This window comes from Nonlabens dokdonensis DSW-6 (assembly GCF_000332115.1).
GTDB lineage: Bacteria > Bacteroidota > Bacteroidia > Flavobacteriales > Flavobacteriaceae > Nonlabens > Nonlabens dokdonensis.
Genome location: NC_020156.1, coordinates 2,477,271 through 2,499,910, shown reverse-complemented (window position 1 = coordinate 2,499,910; position 22,640 = coordinate 2,477,271). Strand labels below are relative to the sequence as shown.

Here is a 22,640-nt window from a genome sequence, read left to right as displayed (position 1 = left end):
TCACCAACTCAAAGACTCACCGACTACTTTCTATACTTCAACTTATCACGTTGTACTTGCTCAATAGGTAAAATATCTGTCGATTTATAATCCAAAGCTTGATAAACGGCCTTTAAATCTCGCGCTAATTTTCTCATTCCAGCAGGTTCTAATGAAGCACTGTGATCTGTTCCTTTCCAGGTTCTATCAAGTGTATAATGACGCTCTACTACATTTGCTCCAAGTGTATAAGCAGCAACATCTACAGCGATACCTAAATGGTGACCAGAAAACCCTATGGTTTTAACGCGGTCGCCATATTTTTGAATCATGGTGGTAATGTCTAGCAAACACACATCTGGAAATGGTACTGGATAACCAGAAGTACAGTTGTATAATACCAGATCTTTTGCACGATTATGCTTTTCAAAGAATTCCACTAGCTCTTGTACCTCATCTTTAGTAGTCATTCCTGTAGAACAGTGAATCTCACCTTTATAATTCTCACACAACCATCCTAACATCTCATAATGGTTGTTGCAAGCGCTTGGGATTTTAATAAATTCAGGGTTAAGACCTGCTATTTCTTTGGCACTGGTTACATCCCAAACACTTGTGGAGTAAGTTATCCCTACTTCTTCACAATATGCTTTTAACTCTGCATGCTGGTTGACGTCAAACTCTAGGAACTCTCTGTGAGCTCCATAAGTATCTCCGTAAGAATTTACAGGATTAGGGTGCGGTGCTTCGTATTGCTCTTTGGTCAACAACTCTACGTTATGGCGCTTTTGAAACTTTACAGCATCTACTTTACAAAAAATAGCAGCCACTTTAATAAGCTCTTTTGCGATTTCCATATCGCCTTTATGGTTTCCACCTATCTCTGCAATGGTATAAGGTGCTTTATAATGACTCATATCGGTTGTTATATTTTATAATAAATTCTGTAGCCTCACGGATAGCTCCTTCGGCACTGTTGTTTTGCAGAATTACGTCTGCATGATTTTTTATAGGTTGAGTGGCATTTGCTGGTGTAAATGACCAGCCAGCAGCACATATGTTTGCCATATCATTCACATCATCACCTATGTAGGCGACGTTAGAAAGGGATAGGTTTCTATCAGTAATTATTCTAGAGAGTAAACTGTATTTATCTTTTACTCCTAGAAACACGTCATCAATTTTTAACTTCTTCATACGGCTTGCAACTATGGAAGAATCTTCTGAAGTCATGACCATTACTTCAACTCCATACTGGCGTAAGATTTCTAGTCCCATACCATCCCGCATATCAAATTTTTTCATCAATTCGCCATCTGCTCCGTAGTAAATACAACCATCGGTAAAAACACCATCTACATCAAGAATTAAATGAGTAATTCTGTCACTTTGTTTCTTGGATTTTAATCGAGCAGCAAGTAGTTCTTCCACAATTTTCCAATCGGTCAAGGAATCTATTTCGGTAAGACTGTCTTCTGGCATTTTGATGGTTGCGATATTACCAGAGATTCTATTCTTGCTTTCGCGTAAAGCGGAATCAGTAGTAACATAACACGCACCATTTTCTATTAATAAACCTTCAAAATCTTGTCTTCTAGGTCTATTGAAGATGTCATAATTCTTTGGAGTACCGTCTGTATGCCAAGTAAAACGATGAGAGTTTACAACCGTAAGTGCACTGTCATAATTCTTACCATTTGCAACGGCATTTAGACAGTTGTTGATATCGGCAGCCTCGGTAAATGGTGAAGTCGCTTGAAGTAAACAGAAGAGGTCAAATTTAACTTCGAGATCAGTTAAGAATTCCATGATCGCAAGTTCCGTACTTGCAGTATCTGTAGCGCTGGCATCGCTGCGTTTTATCGCTTTTACCTTAGTAGTCCAATGGTACTCTTTTTCTATAAAAGATAGAATGTCGGCATCGTCTGTATAAACGTAAATTTCGTCGAGATTTGAAGCAATGGCTTCACCTAGTGTCCAACAAAAAAGAGGTCTACCTAGGAGCTTCTTTTTGTTTTTGCCAGGAATGCCTTTAGAACCTGCACGTAGTGGTATAAATCCTATGGATTTCATAAAAATATTTGTACCGCAAAAATAAGTAAACTATTCAATAACCTATCTAAATAAAGACCATTGGACATATTTATTAATGTTCTATTGATAAAATGGAGCTTTAAGGGATCTAAATCTTTTAATGGAGCTGTCATCTATTGGATTTCTATGGGATAATGTATCAGGCAAAGAAACAATTATTGTAAATATAGCTTTAAGAAATCGCCCTAAGTAATTAAAATCTGTAATAGCATATTTTTTGAAATTATGAAATAACGCTCTGAAGATTAAATAAGTAGGCTGTTTATAATACACCATGTAAAATTTAACCACGTTGACCAGTTGCTTTTCAAACCTAAAATAATTTTTATTCTCTAATGTTCTTTTTACAACATCTTTACGATGGTTTACCATAATACAATAATCATAAATAATATCGTATCCTAGGTCAACAACCTCCAGCGACACGGCGCTTTCTTCTCCATAAATATCCATCCATAAAGGAAAACCGTTTGTTTTTAGATAAACATCCTTTCTAATTGCAAATCCACATCCTACAAATTCACTCACCGGAAATGCTACTCCTTCTCGAGCTATGTTCATAGCAATTTGATCATTCTGAAATGAGCCTCGTACTTCTTGAAAAGCGATGATGGCTGTATTTTCGCTTTCGCGAAAGCGAGACAACACTCGTTTAATAAAATTTGTTCCTAAAGGATGTGCGTCATCATCTAGCCCTATCCAAACCTCACCTGCGGCATGTTGATACAACTGATTTCTAGCAGGAGAAGCTCCTAATTGTACTCCAGATGTATACCATTTTACCCATTGAAATTTTGAAACAATTTGCTCTGTGTCAGAACAATAATCTATAAACACCAGTACCTCATGAAGCTCTGGTTGAATAAGTTGTTTTAATTTGTTCAAAGTAAAGCTCAACTCCTCAGGCCGGTGTCGCGTGACAATAAGAAATGAAATTTTCATATAGAATTCTTAGAACCTTTTACCTATAAATACAAATTTATTATTTGTGGACGCAATTTATCACGATTGTAATTCTTAGCAATAAAGCCAATGTTATATTCTTGAGCGGCCATACGCAATGAAGTATTCCTCAGACTTTCTGTAATTAGTTGGGCAATTTTTTTATGATCGTTTACCTCTTCAATTAAAAATCCATTTTCACCATGCTTGATGACTTCTTCTGTGACTTGTCCTGGATTAGATTGTATAGGAAAAGCTCCCATACACATAGCTTCTAACAAGGCGTTAGGCATTCCGTCAGAATTGCTATTAGCTATATGAATAGCCGCTCTACCCATATAATTGAGTAAGTCTTTATTTGGTACATTTTCTGAACGCGGTACAATTTTATAAGCTAGCTTACTTAAGATCTTACTTTGCAACACATATTCTATCACAGACTCGTCTGCACTGTAAATCAGAATCTTAAAAGGCTGTATAAGTTCAAGAGGTACTAATTCAATTGCTTTCATCACAGTTAAGGCTTTACCTATAGCACTTTCATAGCCTTTTACAAGTATGTAATTTCTTTGATCTACTGGTAATCGATGTCCTTCTGAAATATCAAGACCTCCGTTTCCAGGAAAAACGCCTAAATGCTTATTTTGAAATCCCAAATCCATAGCTATTTGGGCATCTCTTTGACAATCGGTGATAAGATAATCAACACGAGTTAAAAACTCTCTTGCTTGCTCTTTCTTTATTCCTAGAACATTAAGATCATATAAATCTGTTCCCCAAGAAGAATAAATTAGTGGCAATTGATTCTTTTGCATCACCGAAAGAATTTTAAGCCCAGCTATTTTCATTTCAAAACAGTGTATGATATCTGGTTTTATATTTTGTATCGCTTTGGAAAAAGCGATATCCACCGTAACATCGTAGTGTTTTACAAGTTTGTTGTACAACTGAGGAAATTTACTTTTGACCAAAGTTCGACCACGTTTTTTTAAAAACCCTTTTTTCCAATCAGTAATTGGATTCATAAAAGATAAGGAAGTAGCTTTACCTTGGTCTAAGATATCAAACCAGTGCAGCTCAAAACCTTGCCCTTCTAGCTGCTCTGCCCATCGCTTAAAATGGTGGTTATTCATAGAAACTAGTAGGATTTTCATAAATTTAATTTAAGGGATCCCATATATCATCTAACTCGTTCAAACTTTTTGCTTCTAAATTTTCAAGATATCTATTCAGTTGTTTACTAAAGTCTAATTGATATTTATTGAGATAGTAATTGTTATCAGCCTCAAAATAATCTGTAAATAGATCATAACCTATTTCATCGATAACTATTGATTTTACACCTAAAAGATATGCCTCAATAAAACAACCAGAATAATTGGTAATATGAAGCAAACAGTTTGATAAAGATTCATATATGCTTACCTCTTTACTGTATTCTATTACATAATCTGATGGGTTCACACCATGACTTTCTAGAAAATTGATTAATACCTCTATCGTATCATCATTTCTAGGGTGAATTCTAAGTGTCCAATTTTCTTTTGTTAACTTTAGGGATTCAATAAGTTGTTTTGAAAAAATGAATTCTAGATTTGATCCATCAAATTTTTGCAGAGTATATAATATATTGTTGGAAAGAGTGGCCTTACTACTAATTCCATCCATACAAAATGATAACCAAGGATGTCCAATTTTTTTTACTGCGTTGACTGGATGCCACCAAGACTCTAAGTTTAACTTTGAATATTGATCCCAGTTCCAATATTCTCTAGGCATCGTATTAAAACCAGTAGTAGGTATTTTAGTCCAATAACTATACGCCATGTGCACATTTGTCTGAGTACCATGTTGCATATCAACGGTTAAAATATTTAATTTATTTGCAGCACTCATCGCGGCAGCCATGGCATCAAATCCATAGTAACTTAAAAAAATTACTTTTTTAGGGTTTGTTTTCTTGTAAATCTTTTTAAAAAACGATTCCCATAGTTGAATTTTTAAACTCCATAAATTTAAATTTGCTTCACTAAAATCAAGGTATTCTGTATACCATTCTTCCTGTTTCAAACTTCCATTAAATTCTTTAAGATGAGTAATTGTTAACTCTGAAATTTGATTCTGTGACCTAAACAGCTTTTTCTTTAACTTTTGCACGTAAGAGTAGGTCTTTAAAAGCAAATTCATATCAAAAACATACTGCTCGTTATATGACGGCTTTTGTATTTCATTTAGTTCAAAGCTGTAAACATCATTTGAAAGGCAATGATAAGCGATCATAGAATCAAAAAAGCGATTGAACCATATACCATCTTTTTGAACTTTGTGCATTTTTAATCCAAAAAAAATAAGTTTCTTATTTGATAGATTAAAATAGAATCTTAAATAGTATATCATGCCTACTAGAAAACCTTTTACTTCACTTAGTCTACTTGATTTCCTGATAATTATATTTTTTGTAGTACTTGAACTAGACTCTCCTAAAAACTGGATCAATTGATAATAAATCTTGATCCTGATATGAGGCCATAAGTCTATACCGTTTGCCTTCCAAATATCCACAGGAAATCTAGCTTCAAGCCGCAAAATATAATTCTTAATATCAAGGTGGTTATTTATCTTCATTATGCTTTTAAGTGATGCAGGTAAACATGGGCCTTGAGCTATGTTATATTCATTCTCACTATTTATATTTAAATTAATAATTCCATTCAAGATCTATTAACAAAGTAAGGACATTACACCAGCTTTTGAGCATCAATTTACTAATTAGAGTTTATTTTACTTAGCTACTGAATAAAGGCACTACAGATTTAAAATTTTTCTGGCTTTCTTGAATTAAACTTGACTACGTAAATAAAACGCTTCAAAGAATAGTAAATATCTAAAAAAGCGTCTCGTATACTTTTCCATAAACCTGCTACAACACCATTAAAAGCATTTTTAACAGACACCTCTTCATGCCATAATTGATAATTCCCTATAACATCATTTTTAAATCTAAAAAAGAGTTGCTCCCTATTGCGTCGTATCTCATAATGAAATATAGCAGGCACAAATTCAATGTCATAACCTGCTTCTAGTACTCTTTTAGACCACTCTTTATCTTCAAAAGTAGCTACATCATCTTTAAAAGGATGTTTTTTCCATACCGCTTTCGCGAAAGCGGAACCTGAAAAAATCAATCCAGCTCGATTAGGGTTTTCCCTAGCTTTTAATTGATTAATGTAGGCTCTGTAATCGTTAGTACTATGCAAACATCTTAATCCTGCGAGATGTGGCTTTTCCTTAAAACGTTGTACTATTACCCTGAAAAAATCATGACTTACTGGATAGGAATGCGCGCTAAAAATCACTACAATATTATTAATAGCTTCTCTGGCAGCAAGGTTGGCACTTCCTCCGTAAGAAAATTTTTCTATGGTTACTAATCGAGCATCAAATTGTTCACATACTGCTGCGGTGTTATCTGTAGATAAATTATCTATGACTATTATCTCATCAATATCGCCAGCATAACGTTCTCTCAAATTCTTTAAAAGAAATGAAAGTGCATTGGCTTGATTTTTAGTTCTTATAACTACAGATATCATTGTGTCGATGTTGTTTTCGTCTTAAAAAGACCTAGAAGTTTGAAGGGTTTTAAAATCAGTTTTCCTATTTTATATTCTAGCGATTGTTGCAGTCGTTGTTCTTTTCTTCTACTAGTAACTAGGTGATGAGTAAAAACTCTAACACAATTATCAAAGTCCTCTATATAAATTTCTCTATGCTTGTGTATCAAATATTCTTTTACTTTCTCAGCTTTAGTTTTAATAGTATCTACAAGCATAGATTGAGAGGCTTTGCGATAATAAAACAATGGTTCAGGTACAATAGCGTACTCATTTCCTCTTTTGGTAACTGAAAGCCAGAAATCCCAATCCTCAAAACCATCCTTCATAGATTCATCATAACCACCTACTTCTTCCCAAAGTTGCTTTTTATATAAAGAAGTGGCCACTAACTGATTGACATACAGTAAATTTCTACAATTGTTTCCTTTAGGTTTATGAATCATGACTACATTATCAATATTTTCTTTAAAGAAAATACTATAACAGCCTACGATAGCTACTTTTTTATTAGTATCAAAAACGGAAATTGTTTCTTTTAAGTAGTTGGGGTGCAATACATCGTCAGCATCTAGCGGCAATATAAAAACACCTTTTGCTACTGCGATTCCAGCATTTCTAGCACTAGAAAGACCTCCATTTTCTTTTTTTAGATAATTAAAACGTGCATCTTTCTCACTCCACTTATGCGCTACAGCCTCAGTATGATCTGGGCTACCGTCATTTACTATCACACATTCCCAACTGTCATATGATTGATCAAGAACAGACTTCAATGAAGTATCTAGATAATGTGCTTGCTTGTAACAAGGAACAATAATAGATATTTTAGGCTGCGAGTCAGTCATGAATTAGTTGAATAGATTTTTTACAAATCTAATAGGTTTTAATAGAATGAAGCCTAGACTACAATTTTTAGCGATTTAAACTTGCTCATTAGAAATTATTTTTATGATCTGGGGTACGGCTTTTCCATCACCGTAAGGATTTACTGCACTAGCCATGTGATCATAATGACTTTTATCAAGAATAAGTTTTCTTGTCTCACTTACTATCAGCTCTTTATTATTACCTACTAAAATAACGGCTCCACTATCTACAGCTTCTTGTCTTTCTGTAAATTCTCGCATTACTATTACAGGTTTATTGAGCGATGGTGCTTCTTCTTGAATTCCACCACTATCTGTTATAATTAGATAACTGCGTTTCATTATCCATATAAAAAGCTCATAATCTAGTGGCTCTAATAATATGATGTTATGTATTCCTTCTAGCTCTTTACTTACTGGATTAAGAATATTAGGATTCAAATGAACTGGAAAAATAATATTATAATTCGGGAATTCTCTTGCTATTATTCTTAATGCTTTACATATTTCTAGAATTCCCGTGCCTTGATTTTCTCTACGGTGGCTGGTGACTAAAATCACCTTAGAATCGCCTATAGAATTTTTAAAATCAAGTAATCTTTGGGATGGTGATTCCTCAACAATTTTCAAACCTAAAAAAAGAGCATCTATAACTGTGTTTCCTGTTACAGCAATTGTTTGCTCATCTATCTTTTCATTTAGCAATTCTTGTTTAGAACGTGCTGTAGGTGCCATATGCAATGAAGCGAGTCTAGAAATGATCTGACGGTTTGCTTCTTCTGGAAATGGCGAATAAATATTATGCGTGCGTAATCCTGCTTCTATGTGCACAATCTTCTTTTGAGCATAAAAAGACGCCAAAGCCGCTATCATTGCAGTGCTTGTATCTCCATGCACAAATACATAGTCTGGATTAAATCCAGTGATAATGTTAGAAACACCATCTAGTAACTTACTAGACAAAGATGATAAACTCTGATCTGGCTTCATTAAATCCAAGTCACTATCTGCGACTAAATCGAAGAAATCCATAACTTGATCCAGCATTTGTCTATGCTGTGCGGTTACACAAACATGAAGATTAAATACATCTGGCTTTGATTGGAATCCTTTAATTAAAGGTGCCATCTTAATAGCCTCTGGTCTAGTACCTATTACAACAAGTATCTTTTTCATAAAATAAGTCTATTAAGGTTGGGTGCTAATTAATTTCATATTTAATAATTCTTACCTAACACAGAAAGCAAATTTGTGTTCAAAAAATTCACCTTTTCATAATAAAAAAAAAGTGTCGCGGTGGAAGCTTTAATCATATTGATGAATTAATGTGTGATCTAAAACGATGTTCATTTTCTACTGTGTATTTTTAATAATTAGCCTTTTGATTCTTTTAAGAGAATATAGAAACAACCATAATAGTGAAGAGCCACTTACTTGATACTTTCTCACGATATTAAAACTCACTTTGAGAGACTTAGAAATTTCTAAAAAATCTAATAGCTTCACATAGTGTTTGACATGGGCGTCAAATACAGGATTTACATTGTGCAGAAAATTATTCTGATCAATACTTAATATGCCATTTATGATGACTTTGTAGTTTTTGAAAAAATAGTCTGAAGCCTCTTTCTTATTTAATTGATTTAAAACTAAAAAACGCTTGGTAATTTCATTATATTTAAATGATTGTTGCAGTTTAATAAACATACTGTCCATTAAATCATGCTTAAAACCTCCCGAGGTACTAATTTCTGCTGTTAAAGAAGCACCGTGTACTCTATATTGATATACACTTTCCTCAACCCTACAGCACTTCAACCTAGTCAAATTTGATAACCAAAATTCATAATCCTCAATTCTAAACAAATCAACGTCATAATAATTATCTTTAAATAAACTCGCCTTACCTAAAAAACTAGGACCTATAATGTTTTGAAATAACAATTCCCGCACAGCTCCGACAGACTGTTTTTTAATTAAGGTATTATCTTGGTCCATAACGTCGTAGCTGGAAAAAACAAAATCTGATTCAGTTTTAATGATACTATCTAACAAAACCTCTAAATAATTCCTCTTCATCACATTATCATCGCTTGTCCAGGTGACATATTCGCCTTTTGCGATAGCAAAACCTGCGTTTAAAGTGTAAGGAAGTTTTTGATTTATTTCATTTTGGATAATTTTGATTCTGTTGTCTAATTTTTGATATTTAGTTGCAATATCTAGGCTTTTATCGGTGGAGCAATCGTTAACTATAATGAGTTCCCAGTTTTCTATAGTTTGGTTCAAACAACCATCTAATGCCTGTGCTAGAAACTCCTCACCGTTATAAACAGGTAAGATTATAGATATTAAAGGTGTTGTATAGCCAGTTTGCATTTAAAAAATAAATAATGCTATTCTTTAATTAATTATTAAGAACGAATATACTTCATTATCGCATAGCCTTTTCCTGTGAGATAAGTTACTCCGATAGCAAATGGATATAATATCCCTTTTCCACCAAAAAATTTAACCAGAAGTGAAGTAGTTTTCCAAATCTTCTCAGGCATAACCTTGGACTTAGCTAATTCATAATTAATTTGCAATTGACTGGATAGCATCCATTTGTTCATTTTTATAGCACCTGAATTTTTAAAGTAATTTACGGTAGCTAGAAAATTATCTGCGGTTGTCGCTTTAAAAACATTCATGTCCTTTTTTGCCATCTCAACTATTCCTTGATCATGAATTCTACGATGAGTTAAAATCTCATTGATCAAAAAGCCATTTTCGGTCAGTAATAGTAATTTTATATTATATTGATATTCCGTAGCTTGGTCTCTTAAACCGGCTAGAAATTCGATCTGATCTGCATATTTTCTTTTTACAAGTAGGTCATTAGTGATCCATGCTGTTTTAAAATCTGCAAATCTCATGGCAGTTAACTCTGCGGTAGTACGATCGATCTCATAAGGTCTTTCTAATAATCCAGTCTCGTCAAAGTTGACACAGTCGCCTACGACAAAATCATAATTCCCTTCTTTTAGATACTTCATACTCGTCTCTAAATGATGTGGCAACATCACATCATCACTATCAAAAAACTTTACGTAATCTCCTTTTGATAATGTATAGCCGTAGTTTCTTGAAAAGTTAGCGCCTTTTGGTACACGTTCAGGTCTCTGCAAATAGATAAAGCGCTCGTCATTATTTACAAATTCTTGTACGATCTCATCAGTATGATCTGTCGAGCCATCATCTATGATGATACATTCAAAATCACCATAGGTTTGATTCTGGATGGCACTTAGTGTTTCTGCTATATAAGCTGCTCGATTATAAGTGGCAATAATGATAGAAATCATATTATTAATTGGTCTTAACTATTTTCTTTAGTCTTTCAACAAGTGATATTATGGAATGACTCCATTTAAAAGATCTACTATTTTTAATCCGTTGATTCTCTTTTCTTAGTCTATGGTTTTCTTTGATAAATTCTTTAAAAAAATAGGCGTCGTGTTGCTTATAATCTTGACGATATTTATCAAATAATTGCATGCGCAATTCTAAATCTTTAGACTCGGCATGATCGTTTCTAGAAGATGCTGTATCTGTATAGTTAAAAAGGACTTCTCGCACCACGCCATAACGATAACCCTCTTTTAAGATTCTAATATTTAAGTCCCAGTCTTCGTACCCTAAATGCATGCCTTCATCATAAAGGCCTGCTTTAACAACCGCTTCTTTTTTAAAAAGCAAACACGACAGTGCGCCATTATTCATTAGACAAGATGCTAGAGTAATTTTTGGCGGAATATATGGAGTGACTTTCTTACCATTTACAACACGTACATAACCGCACATTATCGCGCCATAATCCTTATCCTTTTTAAATTCAAGTAATGCTTTTTCTACAAAACTATCCTCAAAATAATCGTCTGCATCGAGAGTTAGAAGATAGGTTCCCTGAGCAAATTCAATACCTGCATTTCTTGCTGCACAAACGCCTTTGTTATCTTGATGGATTACTACAATAGAATCGTGTAACTTTTTAAGACCTTGAATTTCTTCTAGTGAATTATCTGTAGATCCATCATTAATGACAATGATTTCATCTACCGTTGTGGTCTGATTTAAAACGCTTTCTATTGCCCTACTAATTGTAGATGCTGCATTATAACATGGAATGATAGCTGATACAAGCATGTCGCAAAATTAGACTTTTTTATAACTATAGTGGTTATAATTTTCCCGCTTTCGCGAAAGCGGAATGAACATCTAGCTACATACTGCTATTTAAAAAATTAAGATCGTTTTACTCTTAAAATAGTAGAGAGCAACCCTATAAATTTATTGAGAATTTTAAGTAAATAAGAGTTAGTCGTAACGAATGCTACATTAGGATGTAACTTTTTGATAATCATAGATTTTGTCTTATGAATAGCAATCAGTTCATCAAAACTGGAATTATAGAGGTCAAAATTCTCTAGAAGTACCTTATTAATTTCGGCCCTATTTAATTGTACAGTTTCTGCAGATGTGGAAATACCACCTTCATAAAACTGCGAAATGGTAAGATCTATTTTTTGATAAGAAACCTTCTTTTTACAAATTAGGTTTAAGAAAAATTCCCAGTCGGACACAATTTTTAAGTCGGTACGATACCTACCATATAGATCAAACAATTCTCTCTTAATAAATGTAGATGGATGTCCTAAAGAAGTCTGTTTGAAAAAATTGAAATCTAATACGTCAGGATAGGTATGTCTAAAACCAGAACCTTGAGTAGGAACTATATAAAGAGCACCATAAACTAAATCAATATTATTTTTTAAATAAGGAACTGCCTTTTCTATAACAGTGTCATTTAATAAGGTATCGCCACTATTTAAAAAAAGTAAGTAATCGCCTGTAGCGTGATGTATCCCTTTATTCATAGCATCATAAATACCTTGATCTGGTTCACTTACTGAAAAACTGACTCTATCCTTATATTCCTCAATAATAGCTATACTTCCATCGGTACTATTTCCATCAATAATAAGATGCTCAAAGGATGTACTGTTTTGATCATGGACACTTTTTAAAGTGCGCTCTAGTCCAGCGGCATCGTTATAATTAATAGTAATTATGGAAATTTTCATAAAATAGGATCTACAACATGGCTCTTACTGCGGTTATCGTTTTTGTTTTATAATTCTTGTACTTATTGTACTTATAAATTTTCAGCAAGACGGCATCAGTAAAATAGGTGCTGTTTATAGTCTTGCAAAGCTTTTTAAAAAGTTTAAAAATAGCGGTGTCCCAAACTCTTTCTTCCCTTAATTTTTGAAAAAGAATGGCATTTTCTCGATGATAACGTTCATAAATAACGAGCAACTCTCTTTGTCTTTTATCGCCACTAGCACCGCTTTTATGATCTTCATGTATGCGGTATAAGGATAAAGGCCGTGAAAAGCTGTGAAAGTTAATACCATTTTTTTGGGCTCTTAAGAACCATTCCCAGTCAAAACCAAAGTGAAGCGCACTATCGAGAACTCCATTTTGCTCCCATACTTTTTTACTCCAGAAGGAAGATGGCTGGATGATATAATCTATCGCCTGTAAATCCTTTTTTTTATGCGCAGTAACGACATCGCTACCTCTAGTATCTAGAGCATCTTGATTGATTTCATGAAAATGAATACAGTTACCGAAATAGATCGCATCTCCATGTTCTTGATATTGCTTTGCTACAAAGTCCAGCACTCCAGGCATCAACATATCATCGCTGTTCAACCACATGAATATATCTCCAGTTGCTTTTTCAAATCCAGTATTTATAGCAGCGGCTTGTCCACCATCTTTACCAGAAAACCAAAAGGCAAGTCTTGACTCGTATTTTTTTATAATAGAGACAGACGCATCTGTACTACCACCATCCATTATAATGTATTCTAGATTTTCATATTCTTGTCCTAATACAGACAAAATAGTTTGTTCTAAAAATTGCCCTTGATTGTAGGATGGAGTGATGATGGATATTTTAGGCTTAGAGGACATTAAGATTTTGGGTCTATTATATAGGATTGCAAGTTATGAGAATAAATAATTTCTGCTTTATCAATGTCGTGCAACTTTAAAAGCTTTTTATGAAATGGACGAATTTTATGGAAGGTTATTGATTTAATGAAGTTGATGAGTTTTCGCCAATTCTTAATCTGTTTTAAACGTTTTTTATCTGTTTTAATAGGATCGTATCTGTCTATAACATTTTCTGCCTCAAGGATATAGTTTTCAAAGTTAGCTCTAGATAACTGACCTGGTCGATCTCTCCATGTACCAATATCCAGTTTACAATTATAAAGTTTTGCAAATTGAGAAAATCTAAACCAAAGCTCAAAATCTCCAGCTAGTTTTAAATTGATATCTAATCTATTTCCTGCACGTTCATACAAACTTCGTCTCCAAAATGTACATTCCTGCTGTATATATTTGTAATCCTTTTGAAGAAACTTAATAAGACTAAATTTATCTCCATATCGGTAATCAATGACTTTCCCCTTTAAATCTATTGCACTATTCATTCCTTGAACCCATTCTACTTGTGGTAAATCTTCAAGCAATTGATTCATGTTACACAACGCATCTGGTAATAAAAGATCATCACTGTTGATCCATGCCATAATTTCTCCTGTTGATAATGAAAAACCCTTGTTTATGGCGTCATACATTCCTTTGTCAGGTTCACTAATCCAAGTTGTTATCTCACTAGCATATTTTTTGATAATATCAAGAGTTCCATCTGTACTACCACCGTCAATAATGATGTATTCAAGGTTAGAATAGTTTTGATTCAGAACAGATACAATAGTCTGTTCTATAAAATCTACTTGATTATATACTGGGGTTATTATAGATATTTTTTTTTCTAACAACATAATTCAGGCATTGCGATATTGAATTTTTCTTAAAAGCACTTCATTTTTATTTTCTAAAATAAAATCAAAGTTTGATAGTATTTTGGGATCATTCAGTAAGGATTCTAATTCCTTTGCCGTGTCGTATACGTATAGTCCTTTGTGATAATAGTAATTTCTAGCGCTTGCTGTATTACAAATAACAGGAATTCCACTTAATAATAGTTCAGGGATTTTTGTTAAAGCACCTGTGGTAGGTTTCTGATGAATAAATATTGCTTTACAATTTATCAAAACATCTTGTAACTGCTTATCATTTAATGAGCCCAATAATCGAATATTTGCTTCTTTATTATTAAGATAAGAGGCTAGTTTATCCGTATCATATCCACCTATTAAAAGTTCCTCTTTCAGTTTCAATATTTCAAAAATTGTGATGAGTTCTTTAAAGCCATCGATGGTAGGTTGATTGCTAGCAGTTCCAATAGTTAGGTAAAAACTTTTATCCACATCCTGACGCAAAGATCTCACTTTTAAGCATGTATCTCTAACATTTTTTGATGGCACATAAGGAAGATATGTGGCATCGATATGGTATAAATTTAACAACCACTGTTCTTCTCTGGATATAGTAAAAATTGAAGAAAAAGTTCTCAATAATTTAATTTCCTCTTGGAACCAATTAGGGGCTAAATGATCAGATTTTAAAGATTTTTGGTTATGAACTAATGATTCAATATTATGCAAAATACCAATGATTTCTATACCCAAATCTTGACATGCAAAAACTAAAGAGTCATCAGAATAATAAGTGAGTTCATAGACAACTATCAAATTTTCATTAGATTTCTTTAAAGTCTGCAAGTATTTTTTCCATAAAACAATATCCAATACTTTATACCGTAGTTTATGTAAATTAATATTTGAAAAATCAATAAATTTCAAATAATGATATGCTAACTTTAAACGTTCATAAAAACTAGTATCATTTTTTTCAACTGGATGTTGAGAAATGGTTAGGACATTTTCGTTAAGTGATTCTAATAAAGATGTAATTTGAAATGAACGTCTGTAAGCACCATTGCCAAATTCATTACCTTGAAATAATGTATAATGTAAAACCATGTTATATTATTTCAATTAACTCTTCCTTTTTTAAATTTAATTTAGCTTGTAAATAGAATTGGTAAGCTTCTCTAGATTCAAATGCTTTATAAAATTCTGGAAACAAACGCATTGATATTTTCAAGTTCAAGAATTGCAAATTTACCAATTTATCGTACAAAGATAATTTGGCAAACAACGGCATTCTTTTCCAGGCTAGCAGGTATTTCTTAAGGCTTTTTATCTCTGGTTTACAAGTGGAATTACAAATCGCCAAACGCATTAATTCAATTAGTTGAATAGTATAGTTGTAATCAGCCTCTATTGTAGTTAATTGTTTCCCGTGCACACGCCAGGTAGCCATCTCGCGAGGTATATGTATAACATCTTCTGTAAGACCTACTCGCATGCCCCATTCTAAATCTGCTGCTGGTCCCTTATCTTCTAAAAAATAACCTGACTTGTCAAATACTTTTTTTGAAATCAAAATCTGCGTAAAAGAATGGATAACAGTTTGATGAGTTGCATATAAGAATCCTGTTAATGGTGCTTTACGAATATGCCTTTTAAAATTATAATTTTTAAAATATTCCTGAGCTGGAAAAGTGTTCCAGTCATAATCTTTCAAAGGTTGAGAATACTCATCTATAATTTGCAAACAGCAGTGAGAGATACCGCATTCAGGAGCTAAATCAAATCCGTGTAGAAGGTATTCTAAGCAATCATTGCTCATAGTATCATCGCTAGTTGCAAAATAAATATATTCACCTACAGCTTTTTGAACACCTATATTCCATGCATTATAGACTCCTTTAGGAGGAAATTGAAACATTTTAAACCTTGTGTCTTTAATCGCTATTTGTTCTAGATAAGTCCATGTACCATCAGTTGATTCTCCATCTATAACTATGCATTCCCAATTTTTATAGGTTTGGTTTAAAATACTGTCTACTCGCTCTTTTAGAAACGATTTACTATTGAAAGTAGGTAGTATAATAGAAATCATAATTGAGGAGTATCTGAAAATCTTGAGTATACCGTAACGTTAAATGCATCTAGAATTTTTTGACCATTAACAAGATCTACTTCTGCTAACTGAGATCTCCAGCTAGATATCATGGTATTTTTATTGTTATTTTTAATTCCTTCGATAGTCGCTTTTGTACTGAAATTTGACGATTTAGAAGGTTGGTTCAAAACATCTACTCCATTTTGAATTTCTTTAAAGCCTAAATAATTATACAACCTAGTTATAGTGGTAGTACCATTTAAAACTAAATCCTCATAATACAACCTGAGAATTTCTGTGTTACTATAATGCAAAGGAAAATGCCACTCTAGACACCAATTGAGAACTGCCTTTTCAAAATAACTACCAGTGTTGGATACTTTCTTAGCAAATTGAAGTTGATCCTGAGACAGATATAGCTCTGACCAATTTGATGACTCAATAAATGCAGACTCGCAAGTGCCCCATTTATTGCGCATTACAGATAATGATTGTGAAAAAGGATGGCGCATCAAAGCTACAGTCTTTGATGGTATAAGGGTTGCTAAATCGTCTATTAAGCCATGTGCATTTACAATTTTTAAAACAATATGTTTTGCTCTTTTTCCGGTAGATAAATGAAGTAATTTTTTTTGATAAAAACCCTTTAAGTACAAAGCAACCTTTTTTTTTCTTCCTCGTCTAACTCAAAAAACTGACTTTGCTGTTTATAAGGTAAATAGCTGGCAATTATGCGACCTCTATCAGTATTTGGCTTCCATAAATCAAAGGGTTGATCTACATAAACCGTAGATCTCGCTGCTTCCATTATCTGTGCAAGCAAAGTTGAACCTCCTCTACGGCTGGAATAAAATAAAATAAGCGGTTGTTTACGTTTATAAAACATGATTTCAAAACTAAATAAATAAGGTAATGTTATAAAAATAGTAGGTTTATGACTAAACTAGACTATTGAACATCAATTAAAATATCTAATATACAAAGTGGCAAAAAGTCTTTTACATTTGCTGAAAAATGAAACATAATTTGGATCAAGATTATTAGCATTGGCTAAATGCAAGTAATAATAAAACGATATACTTTTCTTTGAATCAATCCCTCTTTTATCATAGTTACCATAATCGCTTAAAAAACTAGTCCCCAAATGATTATAAAATCCTTTCAACATTTTTTCAAATTTACTTGATAATTTTTTAGACTTTGTCTGGTTAACTGTAAATTTATTTTCGTTTTGAAATGGATCACCAAATAAGCCTTTAGTTTTTAAATTATTTTTTGTGTCAAGGTACTCGTCTTTAAAATCTATGCGCAACCATTTATACAAACTATTTGTTACAGATTTCGTATCAGTAATCAAATCCTCGTATTTTAATTGATATACATTTTCATTCTCTTTGTGTTTGATACAAAATTCATGAATTCTACGTGGGCCAATTATAATATCTCTTTTATATCTAGATAGATCATCAAAGTCCTTGATATTCCATGTTCTAATAATAGATCTAACCACGTCTAAAGGATCGCGTTTTAATACTATGACTTTACTACTAGGGAAAAGCTCTACTATCTCGTCTAAAATTTCCCAATAACGCGGTGTCTTATCTATAACTATTTTGTGGTCAACTGATAGAGGTTCGTAAATTTTTAATAAAAGAGCCTTAAGATGATTTTTAAATTCAAACTTTTCATGTTTGCTCAAATAATCTTTAAAGGCAATATTTGCGTACACGTTATTGTATTTACCTGTGACCAAATCAGATTTGAATTGATTTGCAAAATGTAAAAGTATCCACGGCTCACTACATGTGTTTACATCTTGATTGTTAGATAGTAAATTTTGCAAAAAGGTTGAACCAGCTCGCGGTTGTGATACAATAAATACAAGTTGTTCCTCTTTCAAAATTTGTTAATGAGCTTTATTAATTTGTTTTTTATTCTTGCCTTAAAATACGGTTTACCATTTTTAGAATCATCAAGATTTTCAAATTTCCCTAAAATCTTTTTGATAGAATCTTGAATTGAAGCACTCTCAGGATCACTTAGTTTAATTACTTGCTCTTTATATTTTGAAAAGATATAACTCAAATTTTTTAAGTGAATCTTTTTTGATGCTCTTGATAATCCTCGGTCATGAATTCTATAAACACTCAAAGGTTCCAAAGTGAAAGCTGTATTTGCTATTTGAGATGTTCGAATTCTAAAATCAAAATCCTCATAAATATCTAATTTTTCATCATAGCTGCCTATTCTTTCTATTAATTTCATATCTACTAATTCGTACCGAAACAAAGTTCCTTTAGGAAATCTTCTAGAAATAACATCTTTAAATATTCTATGATTTTTCGGTAATTCGTCGATATGAGTACACCAAATTTGAAATATTTCGTCAATACGGTTATTTGAATAGTAAAAATTACTATACACTAAATTAGAGTTAGTCTCTTTCAATAGTTTTGATTCAATCTCTAATTTATTAGGTTTAAAAATGTCATCACCGTCCAACCAAGTTAAATAATCTCCTGTAATGAGAGAAATAGCTTTATTGCGAGTTTTGGTTATTCCTATATTTTTTTCATTAAAGTAAAATCTGATTAATTGAGGATACTTCATAGCAAACGATTCTATAACATCTCTGGAGCCATCTGAAGAGCAATCATCAATTATTATGATTTCATATGCTTGCAACGTTTGATTTAAAACGCTCGTAATTGCTTGTGTTAAAAAATCAACTTGATTATAGGAAGTGATATAAACAGATATTTTCATTAATCCAGAAGTCTTTTAGGTATTGATTTAAATCGATAGTACATTTTATATTTTTGATAAATTATTTTACTAATCAATCTACCAGCCAGCGAATTTTTTTTCAAATAGCCCTTTACCAATTGATTATTACCAAATATATATTTTACAAAAGATTCTTCTAAATAGGTTAAGTTTGAACTGCTATTTTTCGTTTTTTTTAATTTAGGATCTTCTTTAAATTTATCTTTTGTATACCAAATTCCATCTTTAGTCATAGTTTTTTCTCCTGGATGAGAAATTGAATTAAATTCTAATAACTTTGGATTCCAAGAAATATTTAAAAAATCACATAAAAAAACAGATTCTTTTTTTAAATCTACTAATAGATTCTCATACTTAATCAAATAAAAACTATTAGGATGATTCTTTAGGAGTCTAGTCATAAGTCTATATACTTGCTCCATGTAAGCTACTGCCACAAGATAGTTTGTTGTAAAGTCGGGAGGTTGCACTCCATTAGCCTTAGCATTAATTGCCACTTGCTTCATTGAATTAAGAACGTGCAAAGGATTCCTTAAAACCATTACAAACTTTGCATCAGGGAATAACTCGTATAATTCTTCAAAAAATAGAATATTCCATGGAGTTTTTTCACTTATAATTTGAATATCTTTTTCAGATTCTATACCGTTGAATAAATCCAAGATAAGGTTTTTTATAGCTTTATCGATCTGATCTTTTGAGGTATATTCAGTAATTCTTCCAAAACCTAATGTGGCTAATAATTTCTTTCTAAGATCAATAATATTAGGAATTCTATCAAACTCTGATCCTCCATAAATATTCGGATGGCTGTCAAGAATATTTTGAACCATTGTTGTTCCTGAGCGAGGTAAGCCACCTATAAAAAATTTAAGTACCAAATCGCAAAATTTTATTTGTTACCTTGTAAACAAGTGATTTTTTTATCCTTTGTTTGATAGTTATTTTGGTTTTAAAATCTTTATTAGGATTTTTAAGTAAACTAAAATGTTTTTCAAAAATAGGATTTTCAGAAAGGCTAGGTTTAATTAATAATAATTCTGTCATTGATTTCAATGCCTCATCACAATTAAAATTATAATAATCTTGCAAAATTTTATTTTGCCAGACTTTATCTTCCCCAATATGAAATGTCAATGCTTTATCATGGAATAATCTAAAATTATTTGAAAAACAAAGCAAATTTGATAATAATGTAACTCCTATTTTACTAACACCTATGCAAACATCATTTAAAATGAATTTATTATACAAATTCTTTTTAAAAACAAAACAGTCAAAACCTGGGTGATTATGTCCAACTTCTGCATACATTAATGGTATTTGATCTAATTTAGAATATTGTTTTGTGATAGTTCTTCTATTGATTACAAAAGAATCATATCCAAGTTGTATTTGTTGCTTTACGAACAGATAAAAGTGGGGCATCAATGCTATGTCTACATTAGTATAGACTATATATTCACTATTATCACTATAGTTCACCGCACGTTCCAAAATATCTTTAATTAGAGGTAGTTTTCGTCGAACTTTAAATTCTTTTAAATCTAGAACAGATCTATGTAGATCCTTTGTTGGAGTAAAATAATCAGGAATGATTTCACGATCTTCAGAAAAATGTGCAGTAAGCAGTTCCACATCAACCTCATGAGAAGCAAATTCTTTTGCTATTCGCATACTTTCAAAAGTAATCGGTTGCGCTATAAATAAATCTGAAGTTTCTCCTATTTTTACTGGGTTTATTATGTGAATTAATTTTAACATACTAAAATAAACCTAAAAATTTCTGGGATTTAATAAGCTGTTTGGACATACAAAAATTAGGCTGCATTGAATTTAAAGTGTAATCCGGTCCATTAGGGTGTATTTGTTTTGCTCTAATGTAATTTGTAAAATCCAAGTTTTTAATATTTTTTCTGTATAAATATTTAGTTTGAATAAAAAATAAATTTTGATAATTATTACCAGCGTAGGTAAACTCTTTAAATGGCTGAAAGAAATCGATAATTTGTTTCTTTATAATTTCATTATTGGCTTCTATAATCAACAAATTAATTTTGGCTTTGTTCAAATCTAAGCCCTTTAGAACTTCTAATTCAAAGCCTTCGACATCTATAGACATTACATCTACCTCTTCAATTTCATGATCTTCTAATATTTGATTTAAAGTTTTTGCAGGAACTTTAATTTTTTGAGGTTCTTGATATTCTATACCTCTATTTTTATAGCGTTTTTTTAAATCGTCCTCATCAACAATACAACCAGATAAAACACCTAATTCTTCAGCATAAAAATCAATTTCTTTTATGGCATCGTCACCTACAACAGCCATATTAAGATTAATTGATTCTGGCCTATTTCTCTTAAGGTACTCAAAAATTACAGGATTTGGTTCCACATTTATTGCTTTCCAACCTAAATCTTCTAGACTTTTACTATTGCTTAAATGCTGCCCGTCAAAAGCTCCAACTTCAACTACAATTCCTTCACTTTTCTTATTTAAGAATTGCCAAGAAATATAGTCATCGGCATGCTGGCTGTAAGAAATAAACTTTTCCATATCAAAAAATTATAAAATTGGTTCAAAATCTATGTTAGGATAGAATTTAGTGTAATCATGTATTTTGTTAATTTGATCTACCGTTAAAAGCTTGCTAGATCTATCTATTATGCCTTTATTTAATCTATTCTTATTCTTAGACATGGATTTCACATTGTTCATACTTGCCAATATTTTATCCTCATCAATATTTAAATTATAATGAACAAATATTTGTTTAAAAACTTCTAAGGGACGTTGATTGAATTCTTCATAGCAAATAAACTTTGTTCTCAATTTATTCTCTTTTTCAACTTTTCTCCAACTCACATAGAAGAATATATACCAAGGGATTGCCATCTCAATTAAAAAGTTGAATTGATCCTTATCGTTCCATTGATCAAAATCTAATGGAACTTCAAAATGCGGCCATTTAAGAGTTTTAACTATATGGTCCCTTAGAGAAATGACAACATCTGCCAAATTTCTAATTAATATAATTGGATGAATATTATTCTCCTTTAAAATATCTATGTTAGGCTCAGTAGCTAAAGTGTGATGTTTACTAACAATATTTTGGTTGAGATACTTGTTTAACTCTGGTAAATAAATGTCTTGTTCTCTAAAATGAGAATAGATCAAATCTCTAATTGGATAACCTAATAAATCACTTATTACTAATGAAATAAAAGAAGACCCACTTTTTGGAAAAGCAGTTATAAAATGGATTCCGTCAATTTTTGAGTTGTTTTTCTTTAAACCAAAACTATTCAATATTTTATTTTTCATATTAGATAAGTAAACATATTATTTAGAATTAAA

The 22,640-nt window shown here is 32.0% G+C and carries 24 protein-coding genes; all 24 read right to left on the bottom strand.

The window, feature by feature from the left end; genetic code table 11:
• Positions 1-23 precede the first annotated feature (23 nt).
• The gene (locus tag DDD_RS10930) at positions 24-896 is read right to left on the bottom strand and encodes an N-acetylneuraminate synthase family protein (protein WP_015362917.1); all 873 of its coding nucleotides are present in this window, start codon (positions 894-896) and stop codon (positions 24-26) included.
• Positions 883-2,052, bottom strand: coding sequence for an acylneuraminate cytidylyltransferase (locus DDD_RS10925; protein WP_015362916.1), 1,170 nt, complete (start codon positions 2,050-2,052; stop codon positions 883-885). Before DDD_RS10925 ends, DDD_RS10930 begins: the two co-directional genes overlap by 14 nt.
• Positions 2,053-2,133: 81 nt before the next feature.
• Positions 2,134-3,015: a glycosyltransferase family 2 protein gene (locus tag DDD_RS10920; protein WP_015362915.1), complete on the bottom strand. Its 882-nt coding sequence runs from the start codon at positions 3,013-3,015 to the stop codon at positions 2,134-2,136.
• A 23-nt stretch (positions 3,016-3,038) separates the two neighbouring features.
• A complete protein-coding gene (locus tag DDD_RS10915; RefSeq protein ID WP_015362914.1) occupies positions 3,039-4,169 on the bottom strand; it encodes a glycosyltransferase family 4 protein in 1,131 nt (376 codons plus the stop codon).
• A 4-nt stretch (positions 4,170-4,173) separates the two neighbouring features.
• Complete coding sequence (locus DDD_RS10910) at positions 4,174-5,640, bottom strand: hypothetical protein (protein ID WP_041567106.1); 1,467 nt, start codon at positions 5,638-5,640, stop codon at positions 4,174-4,176.
• Between the two features lie 188 nt (positions 5,641-5,828).
• A complete protein-coding gene (locus tag DDD_RS10905; RefSeq protein WP_015362912.1) occupies positions 5,829-6,608 on the bottom strand; it encodes a glycosyltransferase in 780 nt (259 codons plus the stop codon).
• Positions 6,605-7,477 (bottom strand): glycosyltransferase family 2 protein, encoded by an 873-nt coding sequence (locus DDD_RS10900; protein WP_015362911.1) that lies wholly within the window; start codon positions 7,475-7,477, stop codon positions 6,605-6,607. Before DDD_RS10900 ends, DDD_RS10905 begins: the two co-directional genes overlap by 4 nt.
• 75 nt (positions 7,478-7,552) lie before the next feature.
• Positions 7,553-8,674 carry a non-hydrolyzing UDP-N-acetylglucosamine 2-epimerase gene (gene wecB, locus DDD_RS10895; protein WP_015362910.1) on the bottom strand — a complete coding sequence of 374 codons (1,122 nt, stop codon included), beginning with the start codon at positions 8,672-8,674 and terminating at the stop codon, positions 7,553-7,555.
• A 177-nt stretch (positions 8,675-8,851) separates the two neighbouring features.
• The gene (locus tag DDD_RS17290; protein ID WP_015362909.1) at positions 8,852-9,877 is read right to left on the bottom strand and encodes a glycosyltransferase family 2 protein; all 1,026 of its coding nucleotides are present in this window, start codon (positions 9,875-9,877) and stop codon (positions 8,852-8,854) included.
• 35 nt (positions 9,878-9,912) lie between these two features.
• Complete coding sequence (locus tag DDD_RS10885) at positions 9,913-10,845, bottom strand: glycosyltransferase family 2 protein (RefSeq protein ID WP_015362908.1); 933 nt, start codon at positions 10,843-10,845, stop codon at positions 9,913-9,915.
• A 4-nt stretch (positions 10,846-10,849) separates the two neighbouring features.
• Positions 10,850-11,686 carry a glycosyltransferase family 2 protein gene (locus tag DDD_RS10880; RefSeq protein WP_015362907.1) on the bottom strand — a complete coding sequence of 279 codons (837 nt, stop codon included), beginning with the start codon at positions 11,684-11,686 and terminating at the stop codon, positions 10,850-10,852.
• A 98-nt stretch (positions 11,687-11,784) separates the two neighbouring features.
• On the bottom strand, positions 11,785-12,624 hold the full coding sequence (locus DDD_RS10875; protein ID WP_015362906.1) for a glycosyltransferase family 2 protein: 840 nt from the start codon (positions 12,622-12,624) through the stop codon (positions 11,785-11,787).
• 10 nt (positions 12,625-12,634) lie between these two features.
• Positions 12,635-13,522 (bottom strand): glycosyltransferase family 2 protein, encoded by an 888-nt coding sequence (locus tag DDD_RS10870; protein ID WP_015362905.1) that lies wholly within the window; start codon positions 13,520-13,522, stop codon positions 12,635-12,637.
• A complete protein-coding gene (locus DDD_RS10865) occupies positions 13,522-14,400 on the bottom strand; it encodes a glycosyltransferase family 2 protein (RefSeq protein WP_015362904.1) in 879 nt (292 codons plus the stop codon). The genes DDD_RS10870 and DDD_RS10865 overlap by 1 nt, the downstream gene beginning before the upstream one ends.
• Before the next feature lie 3 nt (positions 14,401-14,403).
• A complete protein-coding gene (locus DDD_RS10860) occupies positions 14,404-15,504 on the bottom strand; it encodes a glycosyltransferase family protein (protein ID WP_015362903.1) in 1,101 nt (366 codons plus the stop codon).
• A gap of 1 nt (position 15,505) precedes the next feature.
• A complete protein-coding gene (locus DDD_RS10855) occupies positions 15,506-16,489 on the bottom strand; it encodes a glycosyltransferase (protein ID WP_015362902.1) in 984 nt (327 codons plus the stop codon).
• Positions 16,486-17,148, bottom strand: coding sequence for a sulfotransferase domain-containing protein (locus DDD_RS10850; RefSeq protein WP_041567105.1), 663 nt, complete (start codon positions 17,146-17,148; stop codon positions 16,486-16,488). Before DDD_RS10850 ends, DDD_RS10855 begins: the two co-directional genes overlap by 4 nt.
• The gene (locus DDD_RS10845; RefSeq protein WP_041567104.1) at positions 17,139-17,378 is read right to left on the bottom strand and encodes a hypothetical protein; all 240 of its coding nucleotides are present in this window, start codon (positions 17,376-17,378) and stop codon (positions 17,139-17,141) included. The genes DDD_RS10850 and DDD_RS10845 overlap by 10 nt, the downstream gene beginning before the upstream one ends.
• Positions 17,379-17,450: 72 nt before the next feature.
• Positions 17,451-18,392, bottom strand: a complete 942-nt coding sequence (locus DDD_RS10840; protein ID WP_015362900.1) for a sulfotransferase family protein — start codon at positions 18,390-18,392, stop codon at positions 17,451-17,453.
• Complete coding sequence (locus DDD_RS17285; protein WP_015362899.1) at positions 18,389-19,258, bottom strand: glycosyltransferase family 2 protein; 870 nt, start codon at positions 19,256-19,258, stop codon at positions 18,389-18,391. The genes DDD_RS10840 and DDD_RS17285 overlap by 4 nt, the downstream gene beginning before the upstream one ends.
• Positions 19,258-20,160 (bottom strand): sulfotransferase family protein, encoded by a 903-nt coding sequence (locus DDD_RS10830; RefSeq protein ID WP_015362898.1) that lies wholly within the window; start codon positions 20,158-20,160, stop codon positions 19,258-19,260. Before DDD_RS10830 ends, DDD_RS17285 begins: the two co-directional genes overlap by 1 nt.
• Positions 20,150-21,043: a hypothetical protein gene (locus DDD_RS10825; protein WP_015362897.1), complete on the bottom strand. Its 894-nt coding sequence runs from the start codon at positions 21,041-21,043 to the stop codon at positions 20,150-20,152. The genes DDD_RS10830 and DDD_RS10825 overlap by 11 nt, the downstream gene beginning before the upstream one ends.
• 1 nt (position 21,044) lies before the next feature.
• Entirely contained in the window at positions 21,045-21,839 is a 795-nt protein-coding gene (locus DDD_RS10820; protein ID WP_015362896.1) for an FkbM family methyltransferase, read from the bottom strand.
• A gap of 9 nt (positions 21,840-21,848) precedes the next feature.
• Positions 21,849-22,607: a sulfotransferase domain-containing protein gene (locus tag DDD_RS10815; RefSeq protein ID WP_111474694.1), complete on the bottom strand. Its 759-nt coding sequence runs from the start codon at positions 22,605-22,607 to the stop codon at positions 21,849-21,851.
• Positions 22,608-22,640 lie beyond the last annotated feature (33 nt).

Excerpts from the sequence above, each read along its gene's own strand:
- DDD_RS10930 (WP_015362917.1), bottom strand. The coding sequence starts at position 896 with ATGAGTCATTATAAAGCACCTTATACCATTGCAGAGATAGGTGGAAAC.
- DDD_RS10900 (WP_015362911.1), bottom strand. The coding sequence starts at position 7,477 with ATGACTGACTCGCAGCCTAAAATATCTATTATTGTTCCTTGTTACAAG.
- DDD_RS10860 (WP_015362903.1), bottom strand. The coding sequence starts at position 15,504 with ATGGTTTTACATTATACATTATTTCAAGGTAATGAATTTGGCAATGGT.
- DDD_RS10815 (WP_111474694.1), bottom strand. The coding sequence starts at position 22,607 with ATGAAAAATAAAATATTGAATAGTTTTGGTTTAAAGAAAAACAACTCA.
- DDD_RS10870 (WP_015362905.1), bottom strand. The coding sequence starts at position 13,522 with ATGTCCTCTAAGCCTAAAATATCCATCATCACTCCATCCTACAATCAA.
- DDD_RS10905 (WP_015362912.1), bottom strand. The coding sequence starts at position 6,608 with ATGATATCTGTAGTTATAAGAACTAAAAATCAAGCCAATGCACTTTCA.
- DDD_RS10875 (WP_015362906.1), bottom strand. The coding sequence starts at position 12,624 with ATGAAAATTTCCATAATTACTATTAATTATAACGATGCCGCTGGACTA.
- DDD_RS10865 (WP_015362904.1), bottom strand. The coding sequence starts at position 14,400 with ATGTTGTTAGAAAAAAAAATATCTATAATAACCCCAGTATATAATCAA.
- DDD_RS10885 (WP_015362908.1), bottom strand. The coding sequence starts at position 10,845 with ATGATTTCTATCATTATTGCCACTTATAATCGAGCAGCTTATATAGCA.
- DDD_RS10915 (WP_015362914.1), bottom strand. The coding sequence starts at position 4,169 with ATGAAAATCCTACTAGTTTCTATGAATAACCACCATTTTAAGCGATGG.
- DDD_RS10855 (WP_015362902.1), bottom strand. The coding sequence starts at position 16,489 with ATGATTTCTATTATACTACCTACTTTCAATAGTAAATCGTTTCTAAAA.
- DDD_RS10910 (WP_041567106.1), bottom strand. The coding sequence starts at position 5,640 with ATGAAGATAAATAACCACCTTGATATTAAGAATTATATTTTGCGGCTT.
- DDD_RS10820 (WP_015362896.1), bottom strand. The coding sequence starts at position 21,839 with ATGGAAAAGTTTATTTCTTACAGCCAGCATGCCGATGACTATATTTCT.
- DDD_RS10825 (WP_015362897.1), bottom strand. The coding sequence starts at position 21,043 with ATGTTAAAATTAATTCACATAATAAACCCAGTAAAAATAGGAGAAACT.
- DDD_RS10925 (WP_015362916.1), bottom strand. The coding sequence starts at position 2,052 with ATGAAATCCATAGGATTTATACCACTACGTGCAGGTTCTAAAGGCATT.
- DDD_RS17290 (WP_015362909.1), bottom strand. The coding sequence starts at position 9,877 with ATGCAAACTGGCTATACAACACCTTTAATATCTATAATCTTACCTGTT.
- DDD_RS10920 (WP_015362915.1), bottom strand. The coding sequence starts at position 3,015 with ATGAAAATTTCATTTCTTATTGTCACGCGACACCGGCCTGAGGAGTTG.
- DDD_RS10880 (WP_015362907.1), bottom strand. The coding sequence starts at position 11,686 with ATGCTTGTATCAGCTATCATTCCATGTTATAATGCAGCATCTACAATT.
- DDD_RS17285 (WP_015362899.1), bottom strand. The coding sequence starts at position 19,258 with ATGAAAATATCTGTTTATATCACTTCCTATAATCAAGTTGATTTTTTA.
- wecB (WP_015362910.1), bottom strand. The coding sequence starts at position 8,674 with ATGAAAAAGATACTTGTTGTAATAGGTACTAGACCAGAGGCTATTAAG.
- DDD_RS10845 (WP_041567104.1), bottom strand. The coding sequence starts at position 17,378 with ATGTTTTATAAACGTAAACAACCGCTTATTTTATTTTATTCCAGCCGT.